The organism is Streptomyces sp. RLA123 (genome assembly GCF_056270165.1).
The window spans coordinates 5,161,806-5,184,944 of sequence record NZ_JBWDOR010000003.1 but is presented as its reverse complement, the minus strand read 5'-3'; the positions used below and the strand labels follow the sequence as shown (position 1 = coordinate 5,184,944).

18 protein-coding genes, 1 tRNA gene and 1 pseudogene are annotated in these 23,139 nt (G+C 71.7%); 7 read left to right on the top strand and 13 right to left on the bottom strand.

What is annotated here, in order from left to right; all coding sequences use genetic code 11:
• The 3 genes from RV983_RS23630 (at position 1) to RV983_RS23620 (ending at position 2,366) form a co-directional block, all read left to right on the top strand.
• Entirely contained in the window at positions 1–198 is a 198-nt protein-coding gene (locus RV983_RS23630) for a helix-turn-helix transcriptional regulator (protein ID WP_475987731.1), read from the top strand.
• Complete coding sequence (locus RV983_RS23625; RefSeq protein WP_475987730.1) at positions 198–1,463, top strand: tyrosine-type recombinase/integrase; 1,266 nt, start codon at positions 198–200, stop codon at positions 1,461–1,463. The genes RV983_RS23630 and RV983_RS23625 overlap by 1 nt, the downstream gene beginning before the upstream one ends.
• Positions 1,464–1,925: 462 nt before the next feature.
• A complete protein-coding gene (locus tag RV983_RS23620) occupies positions 1,926–2,366 on the top strand; it encodes a VOC family protein (RefSeq protein WP_475987729.1) in 441 nt (146 codons plus the stop codon).
• 448 nt (positions 2,367–2,814) lie between these two features.
• On the opposite strand, the gene RV983_RS23615 is transcribed toward RV983_RS23620, so the two are convergent.
• From RV983_RS23615 to RV983_RS23600, 4 genes are all read right to left on the bottom strand, one after another.
• Entirely contained in the window at positions 2,815–4,227 is a 1,413-nt protein-coding gene (locus RV983_RS23615) for a Cys-Gln thioester bond-forming surface protein (protein ID WP_475987728.1), read from the bottom strand.
• A 234-nt stretch (positions 4,228–4,461) separates the two neighbouring features.
• Complete coding sequence (locus RV983_RS23610) at positions 4,462–4,908, bottom strand: single-stranded DNA-binding protein (protein ID WP_475987727.1); 447 nt, start codon at positions 4,906–4,908, stop codon at positions 4,462–4,464.
• A gap of 116 nt (positions 4,909–5,024) precedes the next feature.
• Entirely contained in the window at positions 5,025–6,677 is a 1,653-nt protein-coding gene (locus RV983_RS23605) for a GTPase (protein WP_475987726.1), read from the bottom strand.
• A gap of 4 nt (positions 6,678–6,681) precedes the next feature.
• Positions 6,682–8,316, bottom strand: a complete 1,635-nt coding sequence (locus tag RV983_RS23600; RefSeq protein ID WP_475990435.1) for a dynamin family protein — start codon at positions 8,314–8,316, stop codon at positions 6,682–6,684.
• Positions 8,317–8,649: 333 nt separating this feature from the next.
• Here RV983_RS23600 and RV983_RS23595 point away from each other — a divergent pair.
• Together RV983_RS23595 and RV983_RS23590 are read left to right on the top strand one after the other, a co-directional pair.
• A tRNA-Arg gene (locus RV983_RS23595) sits at positions 8,650–8,722 on the top strand.
• Between the two features lie 430 nt (positions 8,723–9,152).
• Positions 9,153–9,296, top strand: a pseudogene (locus RV983_RS23590) (NUDIX hydrolase); the annotation flags it as partial.
• 372 nt (positions 9,297–9,668) lie between these two features.
• Here the strand turns inward: RV983_RS23590 and RV983_RS23585 are convergent.
• Positions 9,669–10,274: a LysR substrate-binding domain-containing protein gene (locus tag RV983_RS23585; protein ID WP_475990434.1), complete on the bottom strand. Its 606-nt coding sequence runs from the start codon at positions 10,272–10,274 to the stop codon at positions 9,669–9,671.
• Positions 10,275–10,296: 22 nt separating this feature from the next.
• Between RV983_RS23585 and RV983_RS23580 the strand changes: the two genes are divergently transcribed.
• Together RV983_RS23580 and RV983_RS23575 are read left to right on the top strand one after the other, a co-directional pair.
• On the top strand, positions 10,297–10,656 hold the full coding sequence (locus RV983_RS23580) for a hypothetical protein (protein WP_475987725.1): 360 nt from the start codon (positions 10,297–10,299) through the stop codon (positions 10,654–10,656).
• A gap of 238 nt (positions 10,657–10,894) precedes the next feature.
• Positions 10,895–13,336 carry a SpoIIE family protein phosphatase gene (locus RV983_RS23575; RefSeq protein WP_475987724.1) on the top strand — a complete coding sequence of 814 codons (2,442 nt, stop codon included), beginning with the start codon at positions 10,895–10,897 and terminating at the stop codon, positions 13,334–13,336.
• 448 nt (positions 13,337–13,784) lie between these two features.
• Here RV983_RS23575 and RV983_RS23570 read toward each other — a convergent pair whose 3' ends face one another.
• The 8 genes from RV983_RS23570 to RV983_RS23535 all read right to left on the bottom strand — a co-directional run bounded on the left by RV983_RS23570 (position 13,785) and on the right by RV983_RS23535 (position 23,096).
• Complete coding sequence (locus tag RV983_RS23570) at positions 13,785–14,348, bottom strand: flavoprotein (protein ID WP_475987723.1); 564 nt, start codon at positions 14,346–14,348, stop codon at positions 13,785–13,787.
• A gap of 9 nt (positions 14,349–14,357) precedes the next feature.
• Complete coding sequence (locus tag RV983_RS23565) at positions 14,358–15,161, bottom strand: phosphate ABC transporter ATP-binding protein (protein ID WP_475990433.1); 804 nt, start codon at positions 15,159–15,161, stop codon at positions 14,358–14,360.
• Positions 15,162–15,201: 40 nt separating this feature from the next.
• Positions 15,202–16,194 (bottom strand): sortase, encoded by a 993-nt coding sequence (locus tag RV983_RS23560; protein WP_475987722.1) that lies wholly within the window; start codon positions 16,192–16,194, stop codon positions 15,202–15,204.
• Complete coding sequence (locus RV983_RS23555; RefSeq protein WP_475987721.1) at positions 16,191–17,489, bottom strand: Ig-like domain-containing protein; 1,299 nt, start codon at positions 17,487–17,489, stop codon at positions 16,191–16,193. The genes RV983_RS23560 and RV983_RS23555 overlap by 4 nt, the downstream gene beginning before the upstream one ends.
• Positions 17,490–17,503: 14 nt before the next feature.
• The gene (locus RV983_RS23550; RefSeq protein ID WP_475987720.1) at positions 17,504–18,406 is read right to left on the bottom strand and encodes a hypothetical protein; all 903 of its coding nucleotides are present in this window, start codon (positions 18,404–18,406) and stop codon (positions 17,504–17,506) included.
• A 46-nt stretch (positions 18,407–18,452) separates the two neighbouring features.
• On the bottom strand, positions 18,453–20,306 hold the full coding sequence (locus tag RV983_RS23545) for a hypothetical protein (RefSeq protein WP_475987719.1): 1,854 nt from the start codon (positions 20,304–20,306) through the stop codon (positions 18,453–18,455).
• Between the two features lie 130 nt (positions 20,307–20,436).
• Positions 20,437–22,011, bottom strand: coding sequence for an Ig-like domain-containing protein (locus RV983_RS23540; RefSeq protein WP_475987718.1), 1,575 nt, complete (start codon positions 22,009–22,011; stop codon positions 20,437–20,439).
• A gap of 86 nt (positions 22,012–22,097) precedes the next feature.
• Positions 22,098–23,096: a hypothetical protein gene (locus RV983_RS23535; RefSeq protein ID WP_475987717.1), complete on the bottom strand. Its 999-nt coding sequence runs from the start codon at positions 23,094–23,096 to the stop codon at positions 22,098–22,100.
• Between the last annotated feature and the right edge of the window lie 43 nt (positions 23,097–23,139).

The following is a 23,139-nucleotide window of genomic DNA, read 5'->3' as shown; positions in this document are numbered from 1 at the left end:
GTGGCCCGCTCGCTCCCTGCCCGCTTCCTGACCCCGACCGACCTGGCCGACCTCGTGGGCGTACCGCTGGAGACCGTCTACCAGTGGCGCCGCAAAGGCACCGGTCCCCGCGGCTTCCGGGTCGGCCGGCACCTGCGCTACGACCCCGAAGACGTCCGCCGCTGGATCGCCGGCCTGATGGAAGGTGAGGCTGCCTGATGGCCGGACACATCCAAGACCGCTGGTACCGGACCGAGACCGCACCGGACGGCAAGACCGTCAGAGTCAAGACTGACCGTCACGGCTCCGGTCTGCGCTACCGCGCCCGCTACGTCGGCCCGGACGGCACCGAGAAGTCCAAGAGCTTCCCCGACAGGCAAAAGCGGCTCGCCGACCAGTGGCTCACACAGATCGAAGCGGATATGGCCCGCGGTCAGTACGTAGATCCGCAGGCAGCCCGGATCACCTTCCGGCAATACGGGGAAAAGTGGTTGGACGCCCTCACGACGGACCTTGCCAGCCGCGCGGCTGTGGAGGGGCGGCTTCGGCTTCACGCCTTCCCCCACCTTGGCCCGCGTCCGCTCGGCTCGTTCCAACCGGAGCACATCCGCGAGTGGCTCAAGCAGTTGGAGGACGCCCTGCCCGTGGCCTCATACCGGCGGCTGATCTTCGACGCTGTCTCCTCGGTGCTCAATGCCGCCGTTGACGACGGCCTGTTGGTCAAGAACCCGTGCCGCGCCCAGTCGGTCAAGGCCCCTCAACCTGCACCGTCGCGGGTGCGGCCCTGGACGGTTGAGCAGGTCTTCGGCGTGCGTGCGGGACTGCCGGAGCGGTACCAAGCGATGGCCGACCTCGGCGGGGGTGCCGGGCTGCGGCAAGGTGAGATCTTCGGTGTCGCCGTCGAGGACCTGAGCTTCCCGACCGGCTGGCTCTACGTCCGGCAGCAGGTGAAAAAGATCCGCGGCACGCTCGTCTTCGCCCCTCCAAAGCGCGGCAAGCTGCGAGACGTGCCTCTTGACCCGGAGGTCGCGGCAGCACTCGCGCACCACGTCAAGCGGTTCCCGCCGGTCGAGGTCACCCTGCCGTGGCTGACGCCGGACGGGCCCAAGGTCAGCAAGAAGCTCGTGTTCACCGGACCGGCCGGACACGCGCTGTGGAGCAACGCCTTCAACGACCAGGTGTGGAAACCTGCCCTCGCCGCTGCCGGCATCATCGCCGCTCCGGAGCGGGGCAAGCGCTACGCGGCGGCCCGTGAGCACGGCATGCACGCGCTCCGGCACTTCTATGCCTCGGTGCTCTTGGACGCCGGCGAGAACATCAAGGCTCTGAGTTTGTACCTCGGCCACTCAGACCCCGGCTTCACCCTGCGGGTCTACACGCACCTCATGCCCAGCAGCGAGGAACGAACTCGCAGGGCCATCAGCGCCATGTACCGGGCCGCCAGCAGAAGCCACGACGGCCCAGGGACGGCCCAAGCGGCATGACACGGCCCCTCGTCGGCGGAAAACCTGCTGGTGAGGGGCCTTTTCATGCCCTCCCCCGGCAAGAAACACCCCATCTTGCCTGACCGCCACCCCCGGGCGGAAACCAGTAGTTCGGGAGCCCCGTGACCTGCGAACTCTCAAGAGCCACAGGTAGTCGATCTGTCGATGTCGGTCGCCCTTGGCCCGCCTCATCCGGCCCGCAGGCGGCCAGCAGGTGGCCGGGCCGCGACGCGCTACCGCCTCTCCGACGCACCACTCACCGTCACTCCAGCAGCAGGCACGCCCGGGCAGGGGCCACGGCGCGGGCCTTCGTGGGAGCCGTTCTCATCGCGCCGGCGGTGGGTTGACACATCCTGATGAATCTCACCCGAGGCGCGACGGATGTCGAGAACGTGCCACCGGCTCCGTCCCAGGGACACCAGCGGCCACCACCGGCCACACGAGGAAGAAGGAGAAACCAGCATGGCGATTCAGCGGATGGACAACGTCGGCATCGTCGTCGAGGACATGGATGCCGCCATCGCGTTCTTCGTGGAACTCGGAATGGAACTGGAGGGCCGGGCGGAGGTCCAAGGGCTCGTCGCCGACCAGTGCACCGGACTCGACGGCGTCCACTGTGACATCGCGATGGTCCGGACCCCGGACGGTCACAGCCGGCTCGAGCTGGCGAAGTACCGGAGCCCCGCGGCGATCAGCGCGGAGCCGCGCAACCGGCCGCACAACATTCTGGGCACGCACCGCGTCATGTTCGCCGTCGACGACATCGAGGACACCGTTGCCCGCCTGCGCCCTCACGGCGCCGAACTCCTCGGCGGGATCGCCCGGTTCGAGGACAGCTATCTGCTCTGCTACCTCCGCGGCCCTGAGGGCATCATCGTCGGACTGGCCGAGCAACTGCGCTGACAGGAGGGCGACCACGAGGTCAGTCCAGCGGACCGGGCCACTCGTGGGCGGGCAGCAGATCACGGAGCTTCGCCGTCCTGGCGCGTCCGAGGATCACTTCCGTGTCCAGGTTCGCCGGGGCGATCTGGCGCATGAACTCCCGGCACCGGCCGCACGGTGGCAGGACGTGCAGGCCCCTCGTCATTGCGCCACACGGCTACGACCTTGGCGATCCGGGCCAGGACTGCGACCCCGACCCCGATGATCCCCAACGTGGCCCACAGCCACCGTCTGCGTCCCTCGACCATGGCGTTCGTCCCCCGCCCTTCCTGCCGTTGTGCCGAAGGCACAGACGCCGCCCCCCCCCGGGGTGAGGGTTCCGCGAAGGGTCGGGGAGAAGCCCAGGGGGCGGAGGTCGGTGACCTCCGCCCCCTGGGGGTGGGACTACGGCCGGAGCCGGTCAGTCAGTTCACTCGGCGGGAGCAGCCGGCTTCTTCTTCCGGAGGAAGAAGACCGCGCCGCCGCCGATGACGACCAGTGCGATCGCGATGCCCGCGATGATCGGGGTGGCGCTGCTGGAGCCGGTCTCGGCGAGGTCGCCGCCGGTGGCGGAGCCGGTGTCGGCGGTGCCCTCGCTGGAGCCGCCGGCCGAGGCCGGGCTGGGCGAGGAGGAGGGGGTGGTGGTGCCGCCGGAGCCGGCGGTGTCACAGTCGAGGACGCCCTCGAAGGTCTTCTCGAAGCCGTTCGGGCCCGTGATGGTGACCTTGTACGCCTGGTCCTCGTCCACCGGGACGGTCACGGTCTCGGACTTGCCGGCCTCGATCGTGTATTCCTTGCCGGAGAGCGTGAAGGTGAACGGCTGGTCGCCCTCGTTGGTGGCGGTGACGTCGACGCCGTTCTTGTCGCAGTCGACCTCGGCGGAGACCGCCGGGATCGGGCCCTTGGCGGCCCAGGTACCGGTCGCCGAGGCGGTGACGGTGCTGTCGCTGGAGCCCGCCAGGATCTGGACCTGCGTGGTGGTGTCGATGCCGGTGAAGGCACGGCCGACCGGGAGCTTGGTGTTGGCGGAGGCGATCAGGGACGTGGTGCCGTCCGGGGTGCCGGCGGCGACGTCGAAGTACAGCGCGTCGCCGTCCTTGGCGGTGCTGACCTCCTGGCCGTTCTTATCGGTGATCTTCACACCGGCGGGTGTGCTCGGCGCGGGGGTCACCGTGACGCTGGCGGCGTTGGTGTGGACGGTGATCGGGCCGAGCAGGTCACCGGCCTTGCCGGAGACGGCCGGCGGGTCGAGGGTCAGCGAAGCCGCCGGCTCGTCGAGGGACTGCGCGTTCTTGCCGAGGTAGTCGGCCAGCTCCTCCGCGACGGGGTTCACCGCGTCCACATCGGCGTTGTCCGAGAAGCGCCAGATGGCGACCTGCGTACCGGCGGCGGCGAGCTGCGGCGTGAGGTCACCGCTGAGGTTGGCCGCGGACTTGAGTGCCGCCAGGTCGTTCACCTGGGGGTACGAGTGCTGCAGGATCCAGTTGATCTTGCCGGCGTTGTCGTTGTTGTGCAGGCTCGACTGGTCCCAGGAGACTTCCTTGTAGCCGGCTTTGCCCTGGGTGGGGTTGTGGATGTCGATGCAGTACGTCTGGATGGTGCCGCCACCGTCCACGGTCATCTCGAAGAGGCCGGCGGAGACGTTGTCGTTCTTGCCCTTGTCGTGAATGACAGCCTTGTCGAACGTCTTCAGATGGCCGAGCGTGGCCTTGGCGCCCGCGGTGGGGGTCGCGTCGTCCGCCGCAGCGGACCCGGCGCCGGCTATGGAACCGACCGCAATAAGGCCGGAGGCCACTATCGCGGCGGCAAGACGGGCAGCTCCCCGCCTCCGTACAGTGAACATGAAATTCCCCTCCGGGCGAGGCCGGTCGTGGGGCACGTGCCTCGCCAACAGCTGTGGATCCCCCGTGAACGCCGGGGTACCCGAAGGATCCTAGGAAGCACGCGTATCAAAGCCATCAGGATTCACGGCGGCCCGGGAATTCGAATCGCAATCGTTACCGGCGCGTACGTGTGAGTGCGCGATTGTCGATAAATCCTCGCACGTTCTCGGGGCGCGAAATGTCCGCTGTCGGGATTATCCGGACAGAGCTGCCGCCGAGTCGGTCGGCATGGACTCCCCGCTGTCGGGCGCCGGCTGCGGAAGCGTCAATTCCGGCCGCGGCAGGACCACACGGCGGAACGCCGACGTCCCCCGGGTCAGGTCGTGGCCCGCGGCGACCGCGTCGATGTCGGCCGAGATCCAGCGCTGCCCGTCCCGTTCTTCCTCACGCACCCTCAGCCGCCCCTGGACCAGCAGTGGTTCACCCACCCCCACCGAGGCCACCACGTGCTCGCCGAGCGCCCGCCAGGCCCACACCGTGTAGAAACTGGTGTGACCGTCCGACCAGCCGCCGCGCTCGCGGTCCCAGCGGCGCGCCGTGGCGGCCAGCCGGAACCGGGCGACCGGCACGCCTGTCGGCGTCTTCCTGAATTCCGGCCGGGTCGCCACATTCCCGACGACGGTGACCAGCGTCTCGCTCACGACCGATTCCCCCTTGTTTCCGTGCCGCGGCGGCGGCCCTTTTGCCGCCGCCCTCGCGACACAGCCATCGTGCCCCGAAGGCGGCGGTCATGGAGAAATCGGATTCAACCTGTGGATTACCGGCTGGTTGTGGACAACTCCGTCACCCGGAAGTGACGACCAGCGAGAACCCCGTATTGCTCGCGCACCTCCCGGTAGCGCAGCAGCTCCGCCGCGACCGGCTCCAGCACACCCGCCCGGCCGCAATCGGCCGCCGCGTCCGCCAGCCGGCGCTCCGCCGCCTGCCCGTGGCGACGGGCCGGACCGCGCGCCGCGAAACAGCCGGCCCGGGCCAGTGCGGGCCCGCCGCCCGCCCCGGCACCCAGCAGCACCAGCGACAGCCACCACGGCGCGCCCGCGGTGCCCGCCGCGGCCGCAGCACCGCACAACGTGCCCGCCATCACCAGCAGCGCCAGCAGCCACTGCGTGGTGCCGACGGCCGACCACCAGCCCGGCCGCGCCGGTTCTCCCGGCTCGACACGCTCCGCCGCCGCGTCCAGCGCCTCCGGCAGGGCGTCGCCACCGCGCCGGGCCGCCTCACGCACCGCCTGCGCCCACGGGGCGGGCAGTCCGACGGCCGCGTCGGCCGCCACCATGCGCACCGCCTCCTCCACGGCCGCCCGCGACGCGGCGAGCGCGGGCCGCCGTCCGGCCGGCGTCACGTCGTGCGGCCCCTCACCGGCCGGGGCCCGTACACCCCGCACGAGGCCCGGCAGCCGCCTCCACGGTGTCCCGCACGCCTCGTCGGCGGCCCGGATCCACTCCCGTTCGGCGGTCCGCCCGGCAGCCGCGGCGCCGACCGCCTGCGCGAGCCGGATCGCGAAGTCCTCGCGTGCCGCGTCCGTCAGGCCCGTCGCGCCCTCGGCGACGTACAGCGGGCGCAACCGTTCGGCGAGCCCGTCCACGTCCGCCGACAGCCGCCGGCCCGCCGCGGCGCGCTCCGCCACGATCTGCCCGATTGCCGCCCGCAGTTCGGGCACGCCGTCGCCGCTCAGCGCGGAGGTGGCCAGCACCATGGCGCCGTCCTCGCCGTGCTCTCCGACCGCGAGCCCGTCCTCGTCCAGCAGGCGCCGCAGGTCGTCCAGGACGAGTTCCGCGGAGTCGCCCGGCAGCCGGTCGGTCTGGTTCAGGACGACGAGGGTCACGTCGGCGTGCCCGGCGAGCGGCCGCAGATAGCGCTCGTGCACGGACGCGTCCGCGTACTTCTCCGGGTCCAGCACCCACACGACGACGTCGACCAGGGTGAGCAGCCGGTCCACCTGGTCGCGGTGGGTCAGCGCCGCCGAGTCGTGGTCGGGGAGGTCGAGGAGAACGAGCCCGTCGAGCCCGCCGAGTGCGACGGGCCCCTCGTGTTCCGCGCCCCCCTCCCCCGCCGCGTGCCCGCCGTCGAGCACGCTGTGCCGGGCGTGCCGGTGCCGCGGCGGGATGCCGAGCCGGTCCAGCAGCCCGGCCGCGCCCAGCGGGTCCCAGGCGCAGGCCACGGGCTCGGAGGTGGTGGGCCGGCGCACGCCGACCCGCGCGAGGTCCAGCCCGGTCAGCGCGTTGAACAGCGACGACTTCCCGCTGCCCGTCGCTCCGGCCAGCGCCACCACGGTGTGGTCGGCCGACAGCCTGCGCCGGTCGCCGACCCGCTCCAGGAGTTCCCCGGCGCCGTCCAGCGCCTCCGGGCTCACGCGCGTGCGCGACAGCCCCAGCAGTTCCGACAGCGCGTCCACCCGCTCCGCGAGCACCCGCTCACCTCTCCCACAGTGCGTACGACTTCTGCATCACGGAGAGCTCCGCGATCAGCGATGCCTGCTGGCCCGCCGTGACGTCCAGCGCGTCCACCGGCCGCATGCGGCGCTCGCGTTCGGCGTCCAGCAGTTCCCCGACGATCCGGTCCAGTGCCTCGCGCGCCCGGTCGCCGGCCCGTAGCGCGGCCAGGGCGCCGCCCAGCGTGGCGAGCCGTTCGCCTGCGGGTACGCCCGCGCGGCCACCGAGCAGGGCGACGCCGAGCAGCGCGGCCGCGTCCTCGGGATCCACGTCGTCGGGCGCGGAACTCACGGCCTCGTACGCGATCCTGGCCAGGTTCCAGCTCCAGTCGGCGACGGTCTCCTCGATGCGGTCCTCGAGGCCCTCGTCGGCGGGCATACGGGCCGCGGCCTCCAGCGGGGCGCTGCCCGCGCGGTCGCGCCGCCAGTCGTCCAGGATGCGCTCGTCGGCGGCGGTGATCCGTGTGCGCAGCAGGACCGCCATTCCCTCGGCGAGCGCGCTCTGCAGGGCTCCTGAGCCGCAGTCCGGATAACCGCGCCAGCACGCCAGCGCCTCACCGGAGAGCGCGGCCCCCGAGGTCACGGCTTCGTCGAAGGTGTCCTGCGCGGCGTCGTACGCGTCGTCCACGTACCGGGCCAGGCGCGTCGCCGCCGCGTGCTGGGCGGCGGACGCGCCCGCGAGTTCCGGCAGCCGGCTGTCGAGCGAGCCGAGGACGCCTGACGCGGTGCGCCGGGCCGCCTGGTGCCGCGCGGCCGGGTCCTCCGCGCAGTGCGCGAGCCAACTGCCGAGCGCGGCCACGGCGGTGTGCGGCAACAGCCCGCCGCCGCCCGCGGACTCCGGCAGCTCCGGCACCGTGAACCGCGGTACGTCCCCGAGGCCGGCCCGGTCCAGCAGCGCCGCGTAGTGGTCGGAGACGTCGTCGAGGATCTGGTGCGGCACCCGGTCCAGCACGGTGGCCAAGGTGACGTCGTACTCCTTGGCCGTACGCAGCAGATGCCACGGCACCGCGTCGGCGTAGCGGGCCGCGGTCGTCACCAGGATCCAGATGTCGGCGGCGCAGAGCAGCTCGGCGGCGAGTTCGCGGTTGCGCACGACGAGGGAGTCGATGTCGGGCGCGTCGAGCAACGCCAGTCCGCGCGGCAGGGTGTCGTCGGTCTCCAGCCGCAGCCACAGTGGGCCGTCGCAGCCGCCATGGTCGTCGTCGGCCTCGCGGCCCCCGTCGTCCGCGTCGCTCGCGGCCCGCGGCCGCGGCGCCCACGCCCGCGCCAGTCCCGGCAGCACCCGTGGATCGGCGAACCACGCCCGGTCCTCCGGATGACACACCAGCACCGGTGTCCGCGTTGTCGGCCGCAGCACCCCCGAGTCGCTCACCCGCCGCCCGATCAGCGAGTTGACCAGCGTCGATTTCCCCGCGCCCGTCGAACCGCCGACCACCGCCAGCAACGGCGCCTCCGGCGCCCTCAGTCTGGGCATCAGGTAGTCGTCGAGCTGCGCGAGCAGTTCCCGGCGCGTCCGGCGGGCCCGCTCCGCCCCGGGAATCGGGAGAGGAAAGCGCGCGGCGTCAACGCGGTCGCGCATCGCGGAGAGCACGTCCAGCAGATCGGGCCTCGTGTCCAAGATCGCCACAGACGAAGAATGCCCCATTTTGGTGGGTTTTTGAAGCGTATTTCGCGTACTTCACGCCTTTCGGCCCGCAAGAGGGTCCCAACGGGACAGATGAGGACCGGGAGACAGCGGCATAACGAGTGCACAACAGCCGCAGACTGGTGCGTCAAAAGTGGTGCGACATTCGTACCTGCCTGCGATTATCAGACCGCTTCACCGAACCTACACAACGTGTCATGAAGGCGAAGCAACCGGCCGCACATCAGCCGCGCCCTATCCTTGTCCCCGGCAAGGTCACGGATACCGTCGACACCAAGGGGCGGGTTCGGTCGCGGCCATCGTCCGGCCCCCGTAGCTCAGTGGATAGAGCAGGCGCCTTCTAAGCGCTTGGCCGCAGGTTCGAGTCCTGCCGGGGGCACGTCTTGCGCCCCTCCCTCAGGGAGGGGCTTTCTGCAGGTCAGGACGCTGCCGGAGCGAGCGCCGCGGCGCCGGAACTCCCCCAAGTGATCATGAGAGTGGTCCGACGCCGTCCGGCTGTCACCGGGTTTTCGCGGGTCGCCCTGTCACATACGTGTCGAAGTTCTCCCGGCGGTTCAGCGATCTTCATCCGGATCGGGGAGGTCTCCCCCGGCTTCGATCCGCCTCTGATGATCTCTGAGCTGACCGGAGATACAACGCGCGTAGGTAGCCAGCAGGACGGGGACACCGTTGCCCGCCCACTCGGCCACCTGCGTCGGCGGGATCCCCGCGTTCAGCCATGTCGTCGGACAGGTGTGCCGCAGGTCGTTCGCGCTTTCCGAGCGGCGAGGCGAACTCACACAGCGCGGTACGTACGTCTACGGCAGCGCCCCACAGCCGTCGGCTGGCTCACACCCCAAGAAGTCGCACAGCGCATGTCCGAGGTCATCGCGGTTCGGCTTCTGGACGCCCTGGACAGCGCTGGCCCACATGGCCGCAGACACGACGGCAAGCGCCTCACACCGGTCCAATGAACGTCGAGGCGCAATCAGGGAATGAGCCGCGACGGGGCAATACCCCTTGTTCAACGCCTCCTGACCGGCGGCACAGCCGACGAGTCCCAAGCCTCTGAGCTCCTGGCAGCCTTGGAGCGCGAACTGAAGTGCCCGCACAAGTCCTTCGGGGGTTGACTCGGGTGCCGGAGTCGTGCGTGGCGCCTGGTCAGCCAGGAACCCCGTTTTCTGCGCCTGGGGCGGCGAGTTGTGGCCAGGTCGGACGATGCCGAGTCGTAGGCGTAGTCGGCGATCTGGACGCGGTCGCGCAGGTCGAGTTCGGCGAGGGGGCGCCTGTGTGGAGTCGCTGGTGCGCTGAGGGAGTCGGTGGCACCAGGCCGAGGCGGACGCGGCTCAGATGGTGGTGCTCTGTACGGGGGGTTCTACCTGAGCGTGCTGCGCGGCTGCGACAGTGGAGGCGGCGCGGACGAAGACGGCGACGGCGACGGCGACGGCGACGGCCGGTGAACGCGCGTCCTGGGGCCAGGCGACGGCCAGGGTGGCGTCCGGGAGGTCGCTGACCGGCCGGTAGGAGATGCCGGGTCGCGGGTAGCGTCGGGCTACCGAGGCGGGCGCGAAGAACACGATGCTGCCTGTCTCGACGAGACTGAAGATCTCCGACAGGTTCGACGCCGGCCGTGTCGCCCCGGACTGAGGGGTGTGCTCGACGGGCCGGCCATGGCCGGCCGAGGAGCCTCCGGGGAGCTTGCGGTCGGCCAGGTCGTCCAGGCACAGCCGGGTCCGGGCGGCCAGCGGATCGGCGGCGGCCAGGGCGACCAGGACGGGCTCTGTCAGCAGCGGCTCGCTGTCCAGGCCGCGGCTGTCGAAGGGGCACAGAACGAGTCCCACGTCAGCGAGGCCGTCGCGCAGTGCCTGCGACTGCTCGCCGAACCCTCCGAGGACCAGCTCGGGCGGCAAGGATGCGTCGTCGGCGCCGTAGGTGTCCAGGACTTGCGGCAGCAGACCGCCGTCGACGTCGGCCTTGAGAGCGACCCGCAGCCGCGGCGACGCACTGCCTGCCGCCTACAGCCCCCAGGACCTCGAGGCGGCCGATCCCAACCTGGTCGGCGGCGACAGCGTCGCCGGCAGCCACCACCTGTGCCAGAACCTCGTCTTCCGCCCGATGCCCGGTCACAGCGGCTACCGCGCGGCGGTCCCCGGCCTGTACCTGACCGGCGCGGCGACATGGCCCGGCGCCGGCAACAACGCCACGTCCGGCCGGCTCACCGCCCGCCAGGTGCTCATGGACGTCCGTCTGCGCCGTGGGACGTGGGCAGCCCGCGCCCGGCGGCACACGTCCCAGGGCGACGTCCGCGGCCCGCACCCCGAACATCGCGGCTGAGGCGCACGGCTGCCCGGGACCACGAGCCGCTCTCACGCACCCGACAACCGCAACCGCCCATCGCGGCTTCCCCTGCTTCCCCTGCTCGTCGCATCCCCACGCGCCTCCATGTGCGTCCGCGCGTCGCCCGCGGCGCTTTGTCACAGATCGGGGCCTTGCCCGGTCGACATCGTAAATGACATGAAATACGACATATCAACCCGCCATAGGCACCCCACCCGCTCGAGGGAGAAGTGCGATGACCAGCACCGACACACTGACTCTCAGTGACCACACGGACACGACCGGAATATCCGACTCGGCCATCGCACTGCTCGACGAGCAGGGCACGGTGGTCGCGTGGACGCGGGCCGCCGAGCGGCTCGTCGGATATTCGGCCTGCGATGTGGTCGGGCGGTCCGCAGCACTCCTCCTCCCCTCCTTCGCGGAAACGCCGACGACACCGGCGTTCATCGAGCGGTGCCGGGCCGAGAGCGGCTGGCCGGGCACGACGGCGGTGCACGACCGGCACGGCCGCCCGGTCGACGTCGGCCTGCGGTTCTCGATGGTGCAGGGGCAGGACGGAACCACGCGCTGGCTCGCGTCCGTGGGCGACGTCGGTGCGATGTCCGGAAAGGCGAGCAACAAGTCGATGAGGGGGGCGCTGCTGACCCGCGCGCCGATCGGCATCGTCGTCCGCGACCGGCAGTTGCGGTGCACCTGGGCGAACGAGGTGATGGAGAACCACGACGGCATCCCCCTGGGCCACCGGCTCGGACGCCGGTTCATCGATGCGCTGCCCGGCGCCAAGGCCGAAGCACTCGAGGGAGTGATGCGGCAGGTGCTCAGGAGCGGTGCGACCAAGGTCCACGAGTACCGGACGTGGCTGCCGACGAATCTGGGCCCGGAGCACCCGTTCGCGGCCTCGTTCCACTGTCTGCAGGGCGCCGACGGCCAACCGGTCGGCGTGTGCACCATCAGCGTCGACGTCACCGAGAGCCGCCGGGTGCGCGAGCGTCTCGCCGTCCTCGGCGAGGCCGGGGCCCGTCTTGGCAGCACCCTGGACGTGATGCAGACCAGCCAGGAACTCGCCGACCTCGCCGTGCCCTTGCTCGCCGACTACGTCGCCGTGGACCTGGAGCAGTCGGTCCCGTTCGGCGAGGGGCCCCCGGTCCGCGTCGGGCCGATGGGCGAGCGCCGTCCCGTCTTCCGGCGGGCCGGACTGGCCTCGATCCACCGGGGGGTCCCTGAGTCCGTCTGGGTGCGCGGTGAGCCGGTGCCCGTACCGCCCGACTCGCCCTTCAGTGAGGTCCTGTGCACCGGCAAGGCCCATCTGGAGCCGATCCTCGACACCGCTCCGGGCCTGTGGCTCGACAAGGTCCCGGCACTGACGCGGAAGGTCCACGAGCACGGCGTGCACTCGCTGATGATCGTGCCCATCCGCGCGCGGCGCACCGTGCTCGGCATGGTCGTGTTCATCCGCACCGAGGATCCGGTCCCGTTCCAGGAGGCGGACCGGCTCCTGGCGGAGGAACTCGTCAGCCGCGCCGCGGTGTCGCTGGACAACGCCCGTCAGTACGCCCGCGAGCACACCGCGGCCCTCGCCCTCCAGCGCAACCTGCTCCCGCGCCGTCTGCGGGGCGGTACGGCGGTCGAGGCGGCCTCCCGCTATCTGCCCGCCGACATGGACCACGGCGTCGGTGGCGACTGGTTCGACGTGATCCCGCTGTCCGGCGCCCGGGTCGCGCTGGTCGTCGGCGACGTGGTCGGGCACGGCCTCCACGCCGCCGCGGCCATGGGCAGGCTCCGTACCGCCGTGCAGACGCTCGCCGACATGGACCTGCCACCCGACGAACTGATGGCCCACCTCGACGACACCGTCCAGCGACTGGCCGAGGAGGACGGCGAAGAGACCCCCGCGGCCGTGGGCGCCACCTGTCTGTACGCCGTGTACGACCCGGCCACCCGCCTGTGCACCATGGCACGGGCCGGGCACCCTCCGCCCGCGATCATCGACCCGCGGGGCCGGGTCACCTTCCCCGACCTGCCCACCGGGACCCCGCTGGGCATCGGGCTGGGGGTCCCCTTCGAGTCGGTGGAACTGGAACTGCCCGAAGGAAGTCTCCTCGCCCTGTACACCGACGGCCTGATCGAGACCCGCGGCCACGACATCGACGAGGGGATGCACCGCCTGGGGACCTCCCTCGCGCAGCCGGGCCGGTCCCTGGAGGACCTCTGCGACCTCGCGACGGAGCCCTACCCGGACCAGGCGCCGTGCGACGACGTCACCCTGCTCCTGGTCCGCACCCGTTCGCTCAACCCCGCCCAGGTCGCCTCCTGGACCCTGCCCAGCGACGAGACCGCCGCGCGCCGCGCCCGGCATCTGGCGTCCTTTCAGCTGGACGCATGGGGCCTGGAAGGCGTCGAGGAGTCCACGAAGCTCATCGTCAGCGAACTGGTCACCAACGCCGTCCGCCACAGCACCGGCCCGATCGGTCTGCGCCTGATCCACCACCACGTCCTGACCTGCGAGGTGTTCGACACCGATGTGTGCTCCCCGCATCTGCGCCGCGCACGCACCGTCGACGAGAACGGCCGCGGCCTCTTCCTGGTCGCCCAGATGTCCCGCCGGTGGGGTTCGCGCTCGGTGTCGGGCGGAAAGGTCGTCTGGGCCGAGGCGGAACTGGCGTCCACGTCCTGACGGAACGGGCCTACGGCCCCGCCCGCGGCAGTGGCGAGCACGCGGCGCAGCCGGACGGCCCTCGGGCCGTGGCCTGCGCGTACCCGGGAGTCCGGAAGTGATCACCTGTTTTCTCCCGGGAGGCCCGGGCCTTCGGGCCGGGGAGGAGTGGGTTTTCGGGCCGGAGCCGCGAAGCGGCGGAGTTGACTGTCGGTGGGGGCTGTGAGGTTCCGGGGCACGACGGCGGAGCAGGGGGCCGGGTATACCCGGTACACCTTCCGGCTGCGGGCGTCGTCCACGGCGCGGGCCGGTCTGGAGGCGGAGTGGGCGCGGTGCCGGTGGGTGTGGAACGAGTGCGTGACGGTGTCCCGCAAGGTCCATGGCCTGAACCAGGCCGAACATCCTCCGCTACGAGACCGCGGGCCGACGGGACACAGGGGTCTGACCCGCCGACCCGCCCCTGGCACGCTCAGCCGCCGGTGACGCGGTCCAGCGCGTCGAGCACGGCGGCCCAGGGCAGTTCGGGGGCGGTGAGGGACGCGCCGGGCTCGGGGAGCGGGTGGGCGGCCGGGTCGTCGACGAGGTGGACTCCGGCCTCGCGCAGCGCGGCGAGGTGCCGGCGCCAGGCGGGGTGCCGGGCATAGGCGGCGTTGACCGCGGGCAGGACGACGACCGGGACGCCGGGGGTGCCGAGAGCCTCGCAGGTCTGGGTGAGGGCCTGGTTGTCGCCGATGCCGAGGGCGAGTTCGGCGACGGTGTCGGCGGTCGCGGGCGCCACCACGTGGCAGTCCGCGGCCGGGTGGGGCCGGGGCTCGGTGGGTAGCCGGAGCGCGTCGCGCACCGGCAGGCCCGTGGCGCGCTCCAGGGCGTCGATCTCGCCGAGGGGGCGCAGCCAGCGGGCGGCGGTGGGCGTGAGGGTGACCGCCACCCGCCAGCCGCGGGCGGGCAGCACGAGGCCGTCGCGCAGGGACTCGACGCCGCCGGCGGCCGAGCCGACGACGGCGAGGACTCCACGGACCGGCTGAGGAGGCATGGCCTTCCCCTACCCGAAGCGGCCCTCCACGTAGTCCGCGGTGCGCGGGTCGGCGGGCGTGGAGAACATGGTCGTGGTCAGGCCGTGCTCCACGATGCCGCCGGGGGTGCCATGTTCGGCCAGGAAGAAGGCGCACTGGTCGGAGACGCGGGCGGCCTGCTGCATGTTGTGCGTGACGATCACGATGGTGACCTCGTCGGCCAGTTCGCGGATCGTCTCCTCGATGCGGCGCGTGGAGGTCGGGTCGAGCGCCGAGCAGGGCTCGTCCATCAGCAGGACCTTGGGGCGCACGGCGAGCGAGCGGGCGATGCACAGCCGCTGCTGCTGGCCGCCGGACAGGGCACCGCCGGGCTGCCGGAGCCGGGACCGGACCTCCTTCCACAGCCCCGCCTTGGTGAGGCACTCCTCGACGAGGTCGTCCCTGGCGTCGCTGCGCACGCGCAGCCCGGTGAGCTTCAGGCCCGCGGTGACGTTGTCGTAGAGGGACATCGCCGGGAACGGGTTGGGCTTCTGGAAGACCATCCCGATACGGCGGCGGGCCTCGGTGAGGCGGCGGCCGGGCGCGTAGATGTCCTCGCCGTCCAGCAGGACCTCGCCGGCCAGCGACGCGGACGGGACGAGTTCGTGCATGCGGTTGAGGGTCCGCAGGAAGGTCGACTTGCCGCAGCCGGACGGGCCGATGAGGGCGGTCACCTGCCCGGCGGGCATGGTCAGGGAGACCTGTTCGAGGACCTTGTGGTCGCCGAACCAGCAGGAGACGCGGTGGGCTTCGAGGGTGGCGCCGGCAGCGGCGTTCTCGTGGTTCCCGGGGATCGACGGGAGTGGGATGGTGGTCTCGGTCACGGACGGGTCCTCACATCAGGTTGGGCAGGAGCAGCGCGGCGTTGTCCGCGACGAGGAGGCCGAGCACGCCGAGCACGGGAACACCCACGACCCAGGCGTGCCGCCGTCCCCAGCGGGCGTGGGCCCAGGCGAGCAGGGCCGCCGCGCCCACGAGGGCCTGGCCCCACAGCACCAGGGGCAGCCAGGCGGACTGCTGGACGGCCATGGGCTTCTCGTCGTCCGGCAGGGCGGCCGCGGCGACGGCGGGCGCCGAGGCGGGCTGGGCGGGAGAGATGAGGTCGGCGTCGACGCGCAGGATGCCCCACGGCATGAAGGGCGTGCCGTCGGCCGTGATCAGGGTGAGGCGGCCGCCGCCCTGAGCCACGGCCTGCGGCTGGGGGTCGCCGGCGCGGCGCACGTCGATCACCCGGTAGGTGTGGGTGCCCTGGCCGGTGGTGACCTTGATGGTCCAGCCCTCGTGCAGTCCGTCCAGGTCGCGGAAGGGCCCGCCGTACATGCCCTGGCGCCCCATGACGACGCTGACCCCGGCCTGGCCGGGCAGGGGCGTGTCGCGGCGGTGGCCCAGCCCGCGGGACAGGGTGCGGGCGGTGGTTCCCTCGTCGACGACCTCGCGCAGGTGCAGCCGCGGGATCTCCAGCACGGCGAAGGGCACGCCGGGAGCGAGCGGCTCGATGCCCTCCTGCGGCGCCGCGCCCACGGGCGCGACACCGTTGGCGAGTTCGCCGCGCAGGTCGGCGTAGTCGACCTGCCGGTCACGGACGTGCCGGACGTGGCCGAGCAGGCCGACGTCGGCGACGAAACCGAGGAGCAGTGCCGCCAGGATGCTGAGCGCGGCGCCTGCCACGCGCAGCCCGGGGGCGGCCGGGCGTGTCGTGCGCGCCCGGCCGGCCTCGGGCTCAGCTTCCGGCACAGGGGGGTGGCCCCACGGCCCGCCGACCCCCGAGGGGGCGGCGGGCCGTTCGCCGAGTTCGGCGACCGGGGCCGAGGTGCCGGGTGGGGTCATCCCACTCTCACCGCCTTGGACACGGCGCTGCCGTTGGTGTAACCGGACCGCCTCGCGGTGACCACGACGGACACCAGGTGCTTGCGGTCGGACTTGGTGAGGACGTACGTCGAGTGCGTGGCGCCCTTGATGGTGTGGCCGTCACGCCGCCAGACGTAGCTGTAGGACGTGCCCGAGGGCTTCCAGGTGCCGGCCTTGGCGGTGACACGCTTGCCCACCTTGGCCGTGCCCGAGACCGAGGGCTTGACGGCGGCCTGCAGGGCCGGGCCGACGGCCACGGTCACCGCGGGGCTGGTGACCGTGAGCTTGCCGGTGCTGTTGGCGGCGGTCGGACGGCAGGCGATCTTGTGCTTGTAGTCCGCGGCGGCCAGACCGAGGGTCCTGGCGGTCTTCCCGCTGAACGTCTTGCCGTCGCGCAGCCACGCGTAGGTCACCGTGCTGGCGCCGCGGAAGCTCACGGAACAGGTCACGGTCGAGGCGACCTTGGCCGAGCCCGTCACCTTGGCGGCCGTCACGAGCGCCGGGGGCTTGATCTTCACGACGAAGGAGCGGGCCGCCGAGGTGGACGCGCCGTACGCCGCCGGGTCGGCCGGGGTGAAAGCGGCCTTCAGCGAGTGGGTGCCCACCTTGAGGGCGCTGGTGCTCAGGGACGCCGTGCCGGACGCCACGGTGACCGGGGAGCCGATCTGCGTCGCGCCGTCGAGGAAGCGCACGGAACCGGCGGCCCCGGCAGGGGCGACGGTGGCGGTGAGCTTCACGGCCGAACCCTCGATGACCGGGCTCGCTGGGGAGGTGGCCAGGGCGGTCGTGGTGGCGACCTGGGGCAGGGTGTCCTGGTACGTGGTGTTGGAGGTGAACCAGATCGACGCGGTGAAGTCGCCGTAGGTCGTGTCGCCGAAGGCCTTCCGACAGGTCAGGGTGAAGTCGTAGCGGCCCTGCAGCGTGCTGAAACCCGCCTCGTTGGCGTAGTCGCGCATCGTCTCGGTGAGCGGCACCTCGAAGCCGCCGTCGGGCGTCGCGTTGTAGATCGCCTGCTCCGAGTTGCCCACGACGTTCTGGCCCTCGGCGGGGAAGCCGGCGCCCTTCACCGAGACGATGATGTTGGTCGCGGGCTCCGGGCAGAGGGCCGGGGTGCTCAGGGCCATGCCCGTGGTGTCGGCACCGGTCGACGGGGTGACCTCCATGGTGCCGAGGACTTCGGCGCTGGCCCCCGGAGTGCCGAGGGCGAGCGCGCCGGCGGCGAGCAGGGAGGCGACGCCGGCCGACAGGCAGCGGCGTGCGGTGGTGGACTTCATGGTCGTCTCCGGCCTCAGTCGTTCGGGGTGTCGTGGAAGGTGAGCAGTCCGCGCCGGCGCGCGATGCGCAGCGCGGCGAATCCGGATGCCACCAAGGCGGCGGCGGTACCGCCGAGAACGGCCGCGTCGGCACCGGTGGCCGCGAGGGAGCCGCCGCCGGAACCGCCGCCGTTCACGTCGGTGGAGATGCCCTCGGTGCCCCCGTCCGTGGAACCGCCGTCCGTGGAACCGCCGTCCGTCGTCCCGCCGTTCACGGAATCGTCGGTCGGGGTGGTGGTGTCGGTGGGCTCACCGGTGTCGGTCGGCTCGCAGGTGTCGGTCGGCTCGGGGGTGTCGGTCGGGGTCCCCGTGTCCGTCGGCGTGGTGGTGGGCGTCGTGCTCGGCGTGGTGCTCGGCGTCGTGGACGGCGTGGTGCTGGGCGTCGTGGTCGGGCCGGCCGGGTCCTTGTCCTGGTACGTGGTGTTGGACGTGAACCAGATCGACGCGGTGAAGTCGCCGTAGGTCTTGTCGCCGAAGGCCCTTTGGCAGGTCACGGTGAAGGTGTACTTGCCCTGCAGGGTGTCGAAGCCCGCCTCCTTGGCGTAGTCGCGCATCGTCATGATCAGGGGGACCTCGAAGCCGCCGTCGGGCGTCTGGTTGTAGGTGCTCACCGGCGAGTTGCCCACAAGGTTCTTGCCCTCGGCGGGGAAGCCGGTGCCCTTCACCGAGAGGATGATGTAGTCCGCGGGCGCCGGGCAGAGGGCGGGGGTGCTCAGGGCCATGCCGCTGGTGTCGGAACCGTGGTCCGGGGTCACCGTCATCGTTCCCAGGACTTCGGCGTGCGCGGCGGAGGCACCGAGCAGGCCCACCGCGCCCCACGCGAGCACCAGGGCTCCGAGGCCGGCCGCTGCCGGCCGGGACAGGCTTCTGATGGACATGATCTTCTCTCCTCTTGCGTAGGCCATCTGATGTGGTGGCAGGTGCTCAGTCGTCCGAACCGGCGCGGGCGGTAAGGGCCCTGCGGCCGCGGGCCCACTGGGTCGCGCCGAAGGCGACCACCAGGAAGGCGACGACGAAGCCGGCGAGCGACCATGCGACGAGCGCGGAGTGGGAGCCTGATGTGGCGGCCGCGGTCACCAGGGGGGCGCCGCCTGTGGTGCCGCCTTGTGCGTTCGGCGCCGCGGAAGCGTTCGGCGCGCCGCTCGGCACCACCGCGCTCTGGCCGGCGGGGGCGGAGGGACCGCCCTGGCCCGTGCCGCCCTGCATGCCCTGCACCTCCTGGCCGCCGCCGGGCGTGCCCCCGGCGGGGTTCTCGGGCTCGGCCTGCGTGCCGTCGCGGTAGGAGTCCTTGGAGACGAAGCGCACCGACCCGGTGAAGTCCCTCAGGCCCTTGTCGTCGAAGGGCGCCTTGAGGCAGGTCGCCGTGAAGGTGTAGGCGCCGTGAAGGTCGCGGAAGCCGGCGGTGGCGGCGTAGTCCTGCATGGTGAAGGTGAGCGGGATCGCCAGGCCGCCGCCGACTCCCTGCGGGTACGTGGTGAGCGGGGCGTTGCCGACGACGTTCTGGCCGCCCTTGGGGAAACCGGCACCGTGCACCCGGACGATGACGTACGTGGCGGCCGCCGGGCAGGGGGCGGCGGCGGTGAGCGTGATCGGCTGTACGGCGGAGCCGCGGGGCGGCGACACCGACAGGCCGCCGGGCGCGGCCGCGGCGGCGCTCGGCGCGCCCGCCCAGCTCACGATCGCGGCGAGCACCATGGCGACCGGCGCGGCCGCCTTCGCCTTGGGCGCCCGCTTGGAGCCGGCGGCGGGGCGGCTGATCGGGACGGTCGGGCTCGGACGGCGGCGGAGCCGGACGACCAGGACGGCGACAGCGGCGGCCAGCACGACGGCCACCCAGATCCACGGCACGGCCCAGAAGCCCTGGGTGCGGGTCACACGAGGCAGCACAGGGTGCTTGATGTCCCCGCGCACGGAAACCGGGTCGACCTGCACGGTCGCGGTGTCGCGCACCGTGGGCAGCACGCCGGTGGCCTTGGCGGTGAACGTGAGCGCGGTGCCGGGCAGCAGCTCGGCCATGTCCTCGACACCGGTGATCTTGGCGGTGCCGCCGAACAGATTGCGGACCGACACGATCTGACGGGCACCCAGCCGGACGTTGCCGATGTTGCGCACCGTGTACGTGATGGTGGCGGAGCCGCTGCCGAAGGGGTTCGCCGTACCGTGGTAGCTGGTGTGCACGCCCTCCACGGTCAGCTGCGGCTTGAGCTCGCCGGCCACGCGGACGTAGACACGGGCGCCGACGCGCTGGTCGACCTTGACCCGGTCGCCCTTCTTGTCGGTGCGGACTCCCGCCAGCGACGCGACAATGCCGGCGACGTGGTCGCCCGGGGTCACGGTGGCCGGGACGGTCAGGGTGAAGGGCACGATGACCTTCGAGCGGCGCGGAATGGTCACGCGGCTCTTGCCGACCTTCACCCAGGCACCGGCGTCCTTGGACGTGACGCCGCCCGCGAGCAGGTCGAACCCGCCCTGGGCGGTGTTGATGGCATCGGCGGCGTACACGTTCAAGGTCAGCGGCTCGTTGCCGTAGTTCCAGACGGCGATGTAGTCGCGCACGGCGGCGCCCGGGGTCACGCCGTACGAGAAGTTGGGCCGGGCGTCGGGCTTCTTCGCGGACGAAGGCTGGACGCCGAAGGTGGTGCGCCCGTGGGGGTCCGCGGCCGGCCGTGCGTGCGACGGCTGTGCGGGGGCGGCCGAAGCGGCTTCGGCGGCCGGGAGGACGGCGAAAAGGCAGGCCGCCAGGACGGCGGCCAGCCGGCGGGCGGAACGAGTGATCATGTCAGGTCGTCCGTTCGGGCGCGGGCAGTACGGGAGGGATGAGTGCGGCCGGAAGTCGGGACGGGCATCGCTGCCCGTCCCGGCCCGGGGCGGCCCCGCGAGCGGGACCGCCCCATGACCTGCGGACGACTCAGATGGCCGTCAGCGTGAGGGTCGCGGTGTAGGTACCGGCCACGGTCGAGGTCGGAGCGTTCAGGGCGAGGTCCGCCCCGAAGTGCGCCGTGCCGAGCCCGGTGCCGATGGCCAGCGAGCGGGAGGACTTCAGACCCGCCGTGCCCGCGTCCGTGGGCTCGGCACCGTGCGCCGGATCGACCTGGGTGCCGGCGGTGACGGTCTGCGCCGGGGAGTGGTCGATGACGTTCGGGGTCCAGCCGAGGTTCTGGCCGTTGATGGCGTGGGTGCCGCCGTCGGAGAAGTCGGTCACCTGGCCGCTGGCGGACCAGCCCGGGTTGCCGGCGCGGGTGTCGGTCAGCGTGACCGGGTTGATCTCGCCCGCGGTGGTGAGCAGGTCACCGTTGGCGTTGAGCACCGGCGAGGGCAGGGTGACGTGCGGGTTGTCCACGCTGATGGCCAGCGCGCCGGCCTCGACGGTGGTGGTGATGTCCTCGGAGGCGGAGACACCGCTGAAGGCACCGACCACGTACGGGATCGCGCCGGAGTCCGAACCGAGGTAGTCCGCCGTGTCGGCCGGGACGAAGGTCGCCGAGAAGGCGTGGTCGCCCTTGGGCAGGCTGCTGGTGGTGAAGGAGGCCTCACCACCGTTGACCGGCACCGTGGCCAGCGTGGAGGTGTTGCCGGCCACCGTGTCCTGGAACTTCACCGTGCCGGCCGCGGCGGCGGGCGCCACCGTGGCGCTCAGCTTGACCGGGCTGAACTGCGGCGCCGTGCCGGACGGGGAGACCGCCAGCGCGGTGGTGGTGGACGTCGCCGGGGCGGCGTTCACCACGAAGTCGACCGCGGAGGACTGCGACGCGGCGTAGGCCGTGTCGGACGGGGTGAACTCGGCCGTCAGCGAGTGGCTGCCCGAGGACAGGTTGCTCGTGGTCAGGGCCGCGGTGCCGTCCGTCACGGACTTCGCGGTGCCGAGGGCGGCGCCGTTGTCCTTGAACTGCACCGAGCCCGCCACGCCGGCGGGGCCGACGGTCGCGGTCAGGGTGACCGGGGTGCCGGCGGTCGCCGGGCTGTTCGGGGACACCGCGAGGGCGGTGGTCGTGGCCGTCTTCACGTCCGGGTCCGTGCTCTGGTACGTCGTGTTGGACGTGAACCAGATCGAGGACTTGAACTCGCCGTAGATGGTGTCACCGAACGGCTTGCGGCAGGTCACGGTGAACGTGTACTTGCCCTGAAGCGTGCTGAAGCCCGCCTCGTTGGCGTAGTCACGCATCGTCTCGGTGAGCGGGATGATGAGCCCGCCGTTCTCCGTCGAGTTGTACGTCTCGAACGGAGAGTTGCCGACGACGTTCTGGCCCTCGTCCGGGAAGCCGGAGCCCTGGACGTAGACGAGGATGTTGGTCGAGGGGTCCGGGCAGGGACCGCTCGTCGTGAAGTCCATGCTCTGGGTGTCGGCGCCGCGCGCGGGGTTGGCCACGGCGGTACCGATCTCGTCGGCGTGCGCCGCGGGGGCTACCAGCAGACCGGCCGTCAGGACGGCCACCGTACCCGCGAGACCGCCCGCCAGGGCTCGCGAGAACTTGTTCTTCAACACAGTCGTGCTCTCCCTCTGGGAAGGATGAGAAAGTGGCGAAAGCGAAGGTTCAGACATCCATGGGGGGATGAGGTGCAGCGACCGCGTCAGGGGGTCTGCTTACTGGTGTCACCGCAGTTCGCGTTGGCCGCGAAGCCGTAGGTGTTGATCACGCCGGTCTGCTGGCAGACGAGCGAGTTCGACCCGACGAACACGGTGCTCCAGGGCGCCGTGCCGATCTTGCTGGTCGGGATGACGTTGTAGACGTCGCGCTTCACAACGAAGTTGGTGTTGAGAACGTTGGGCGCGAGGCCGTCGATGGTGCCCAGGATCGCCCGGCCGCGCAGGTCGGCGACGGTCTGCGACGACTGCGAGTTGTACTGGGCGATGGAGAACGGGACGATCGACTTGTCGTCGAGCACACGGCCGTCGTGCTCCTGCACCGGGGCGCCGCCCTTGGTGTCCTTGATGCAGGGGTAGACGTTGGCGACCACGTCGGCCTCGGTGATGCCGACCTGAGACTCCCAGAAGGAACGGGTGCCCGAACCGGCCTGCGGCAGGAGCGCCGTCAGCTTGTAGTTCGGGCCGGTGCCCACGAAGTCCTTGTCGCAGTGGTAGATCGCCTTGAGGTCCGCCAGGGCGAGCTTGCGCGGCACGGTGCTGCTGGGCGTGATCGCGTAGCTCACACCGTCCACGGCGAACGGCACGTAGGTCAGACCCGGGCTCGCGGCGGTCAGGGTCAGGCTGGAGGAGCGCGCGAAGTCCAGGCAGCCGTTGTTGGCGTTCAGCGAGGTCAGCAGCGCGGTGCGGCCGGCGCCGGAACCGTTCGGGCGGTTCATGTTGCAGCCCGGGGTCGTGTTGGGGTCCTTGGTGGTCACGGTCGAGGTGCCGGTGGCGTTGTACGAGCCGATGACCTTGACACCGTTGATCGTGACGGCGTTGGCGATGCCGTTCATCACGTCCTGGGTGGTGTCGGAGCCCACACCGGACAGCTGGCGGTAGACCGGCGAGCCGGACGGGTCGGCGACGGCCACGCTGCCGCAGACGGTGCCGGTGAGAAGGCCGGCGGCACCGATGGCCGCGACGACGAGCTTGCGGATGTTCACGTGAAATTACCTCTCGGCTAGGCTTTCGCCGGGTGGTGCCCGG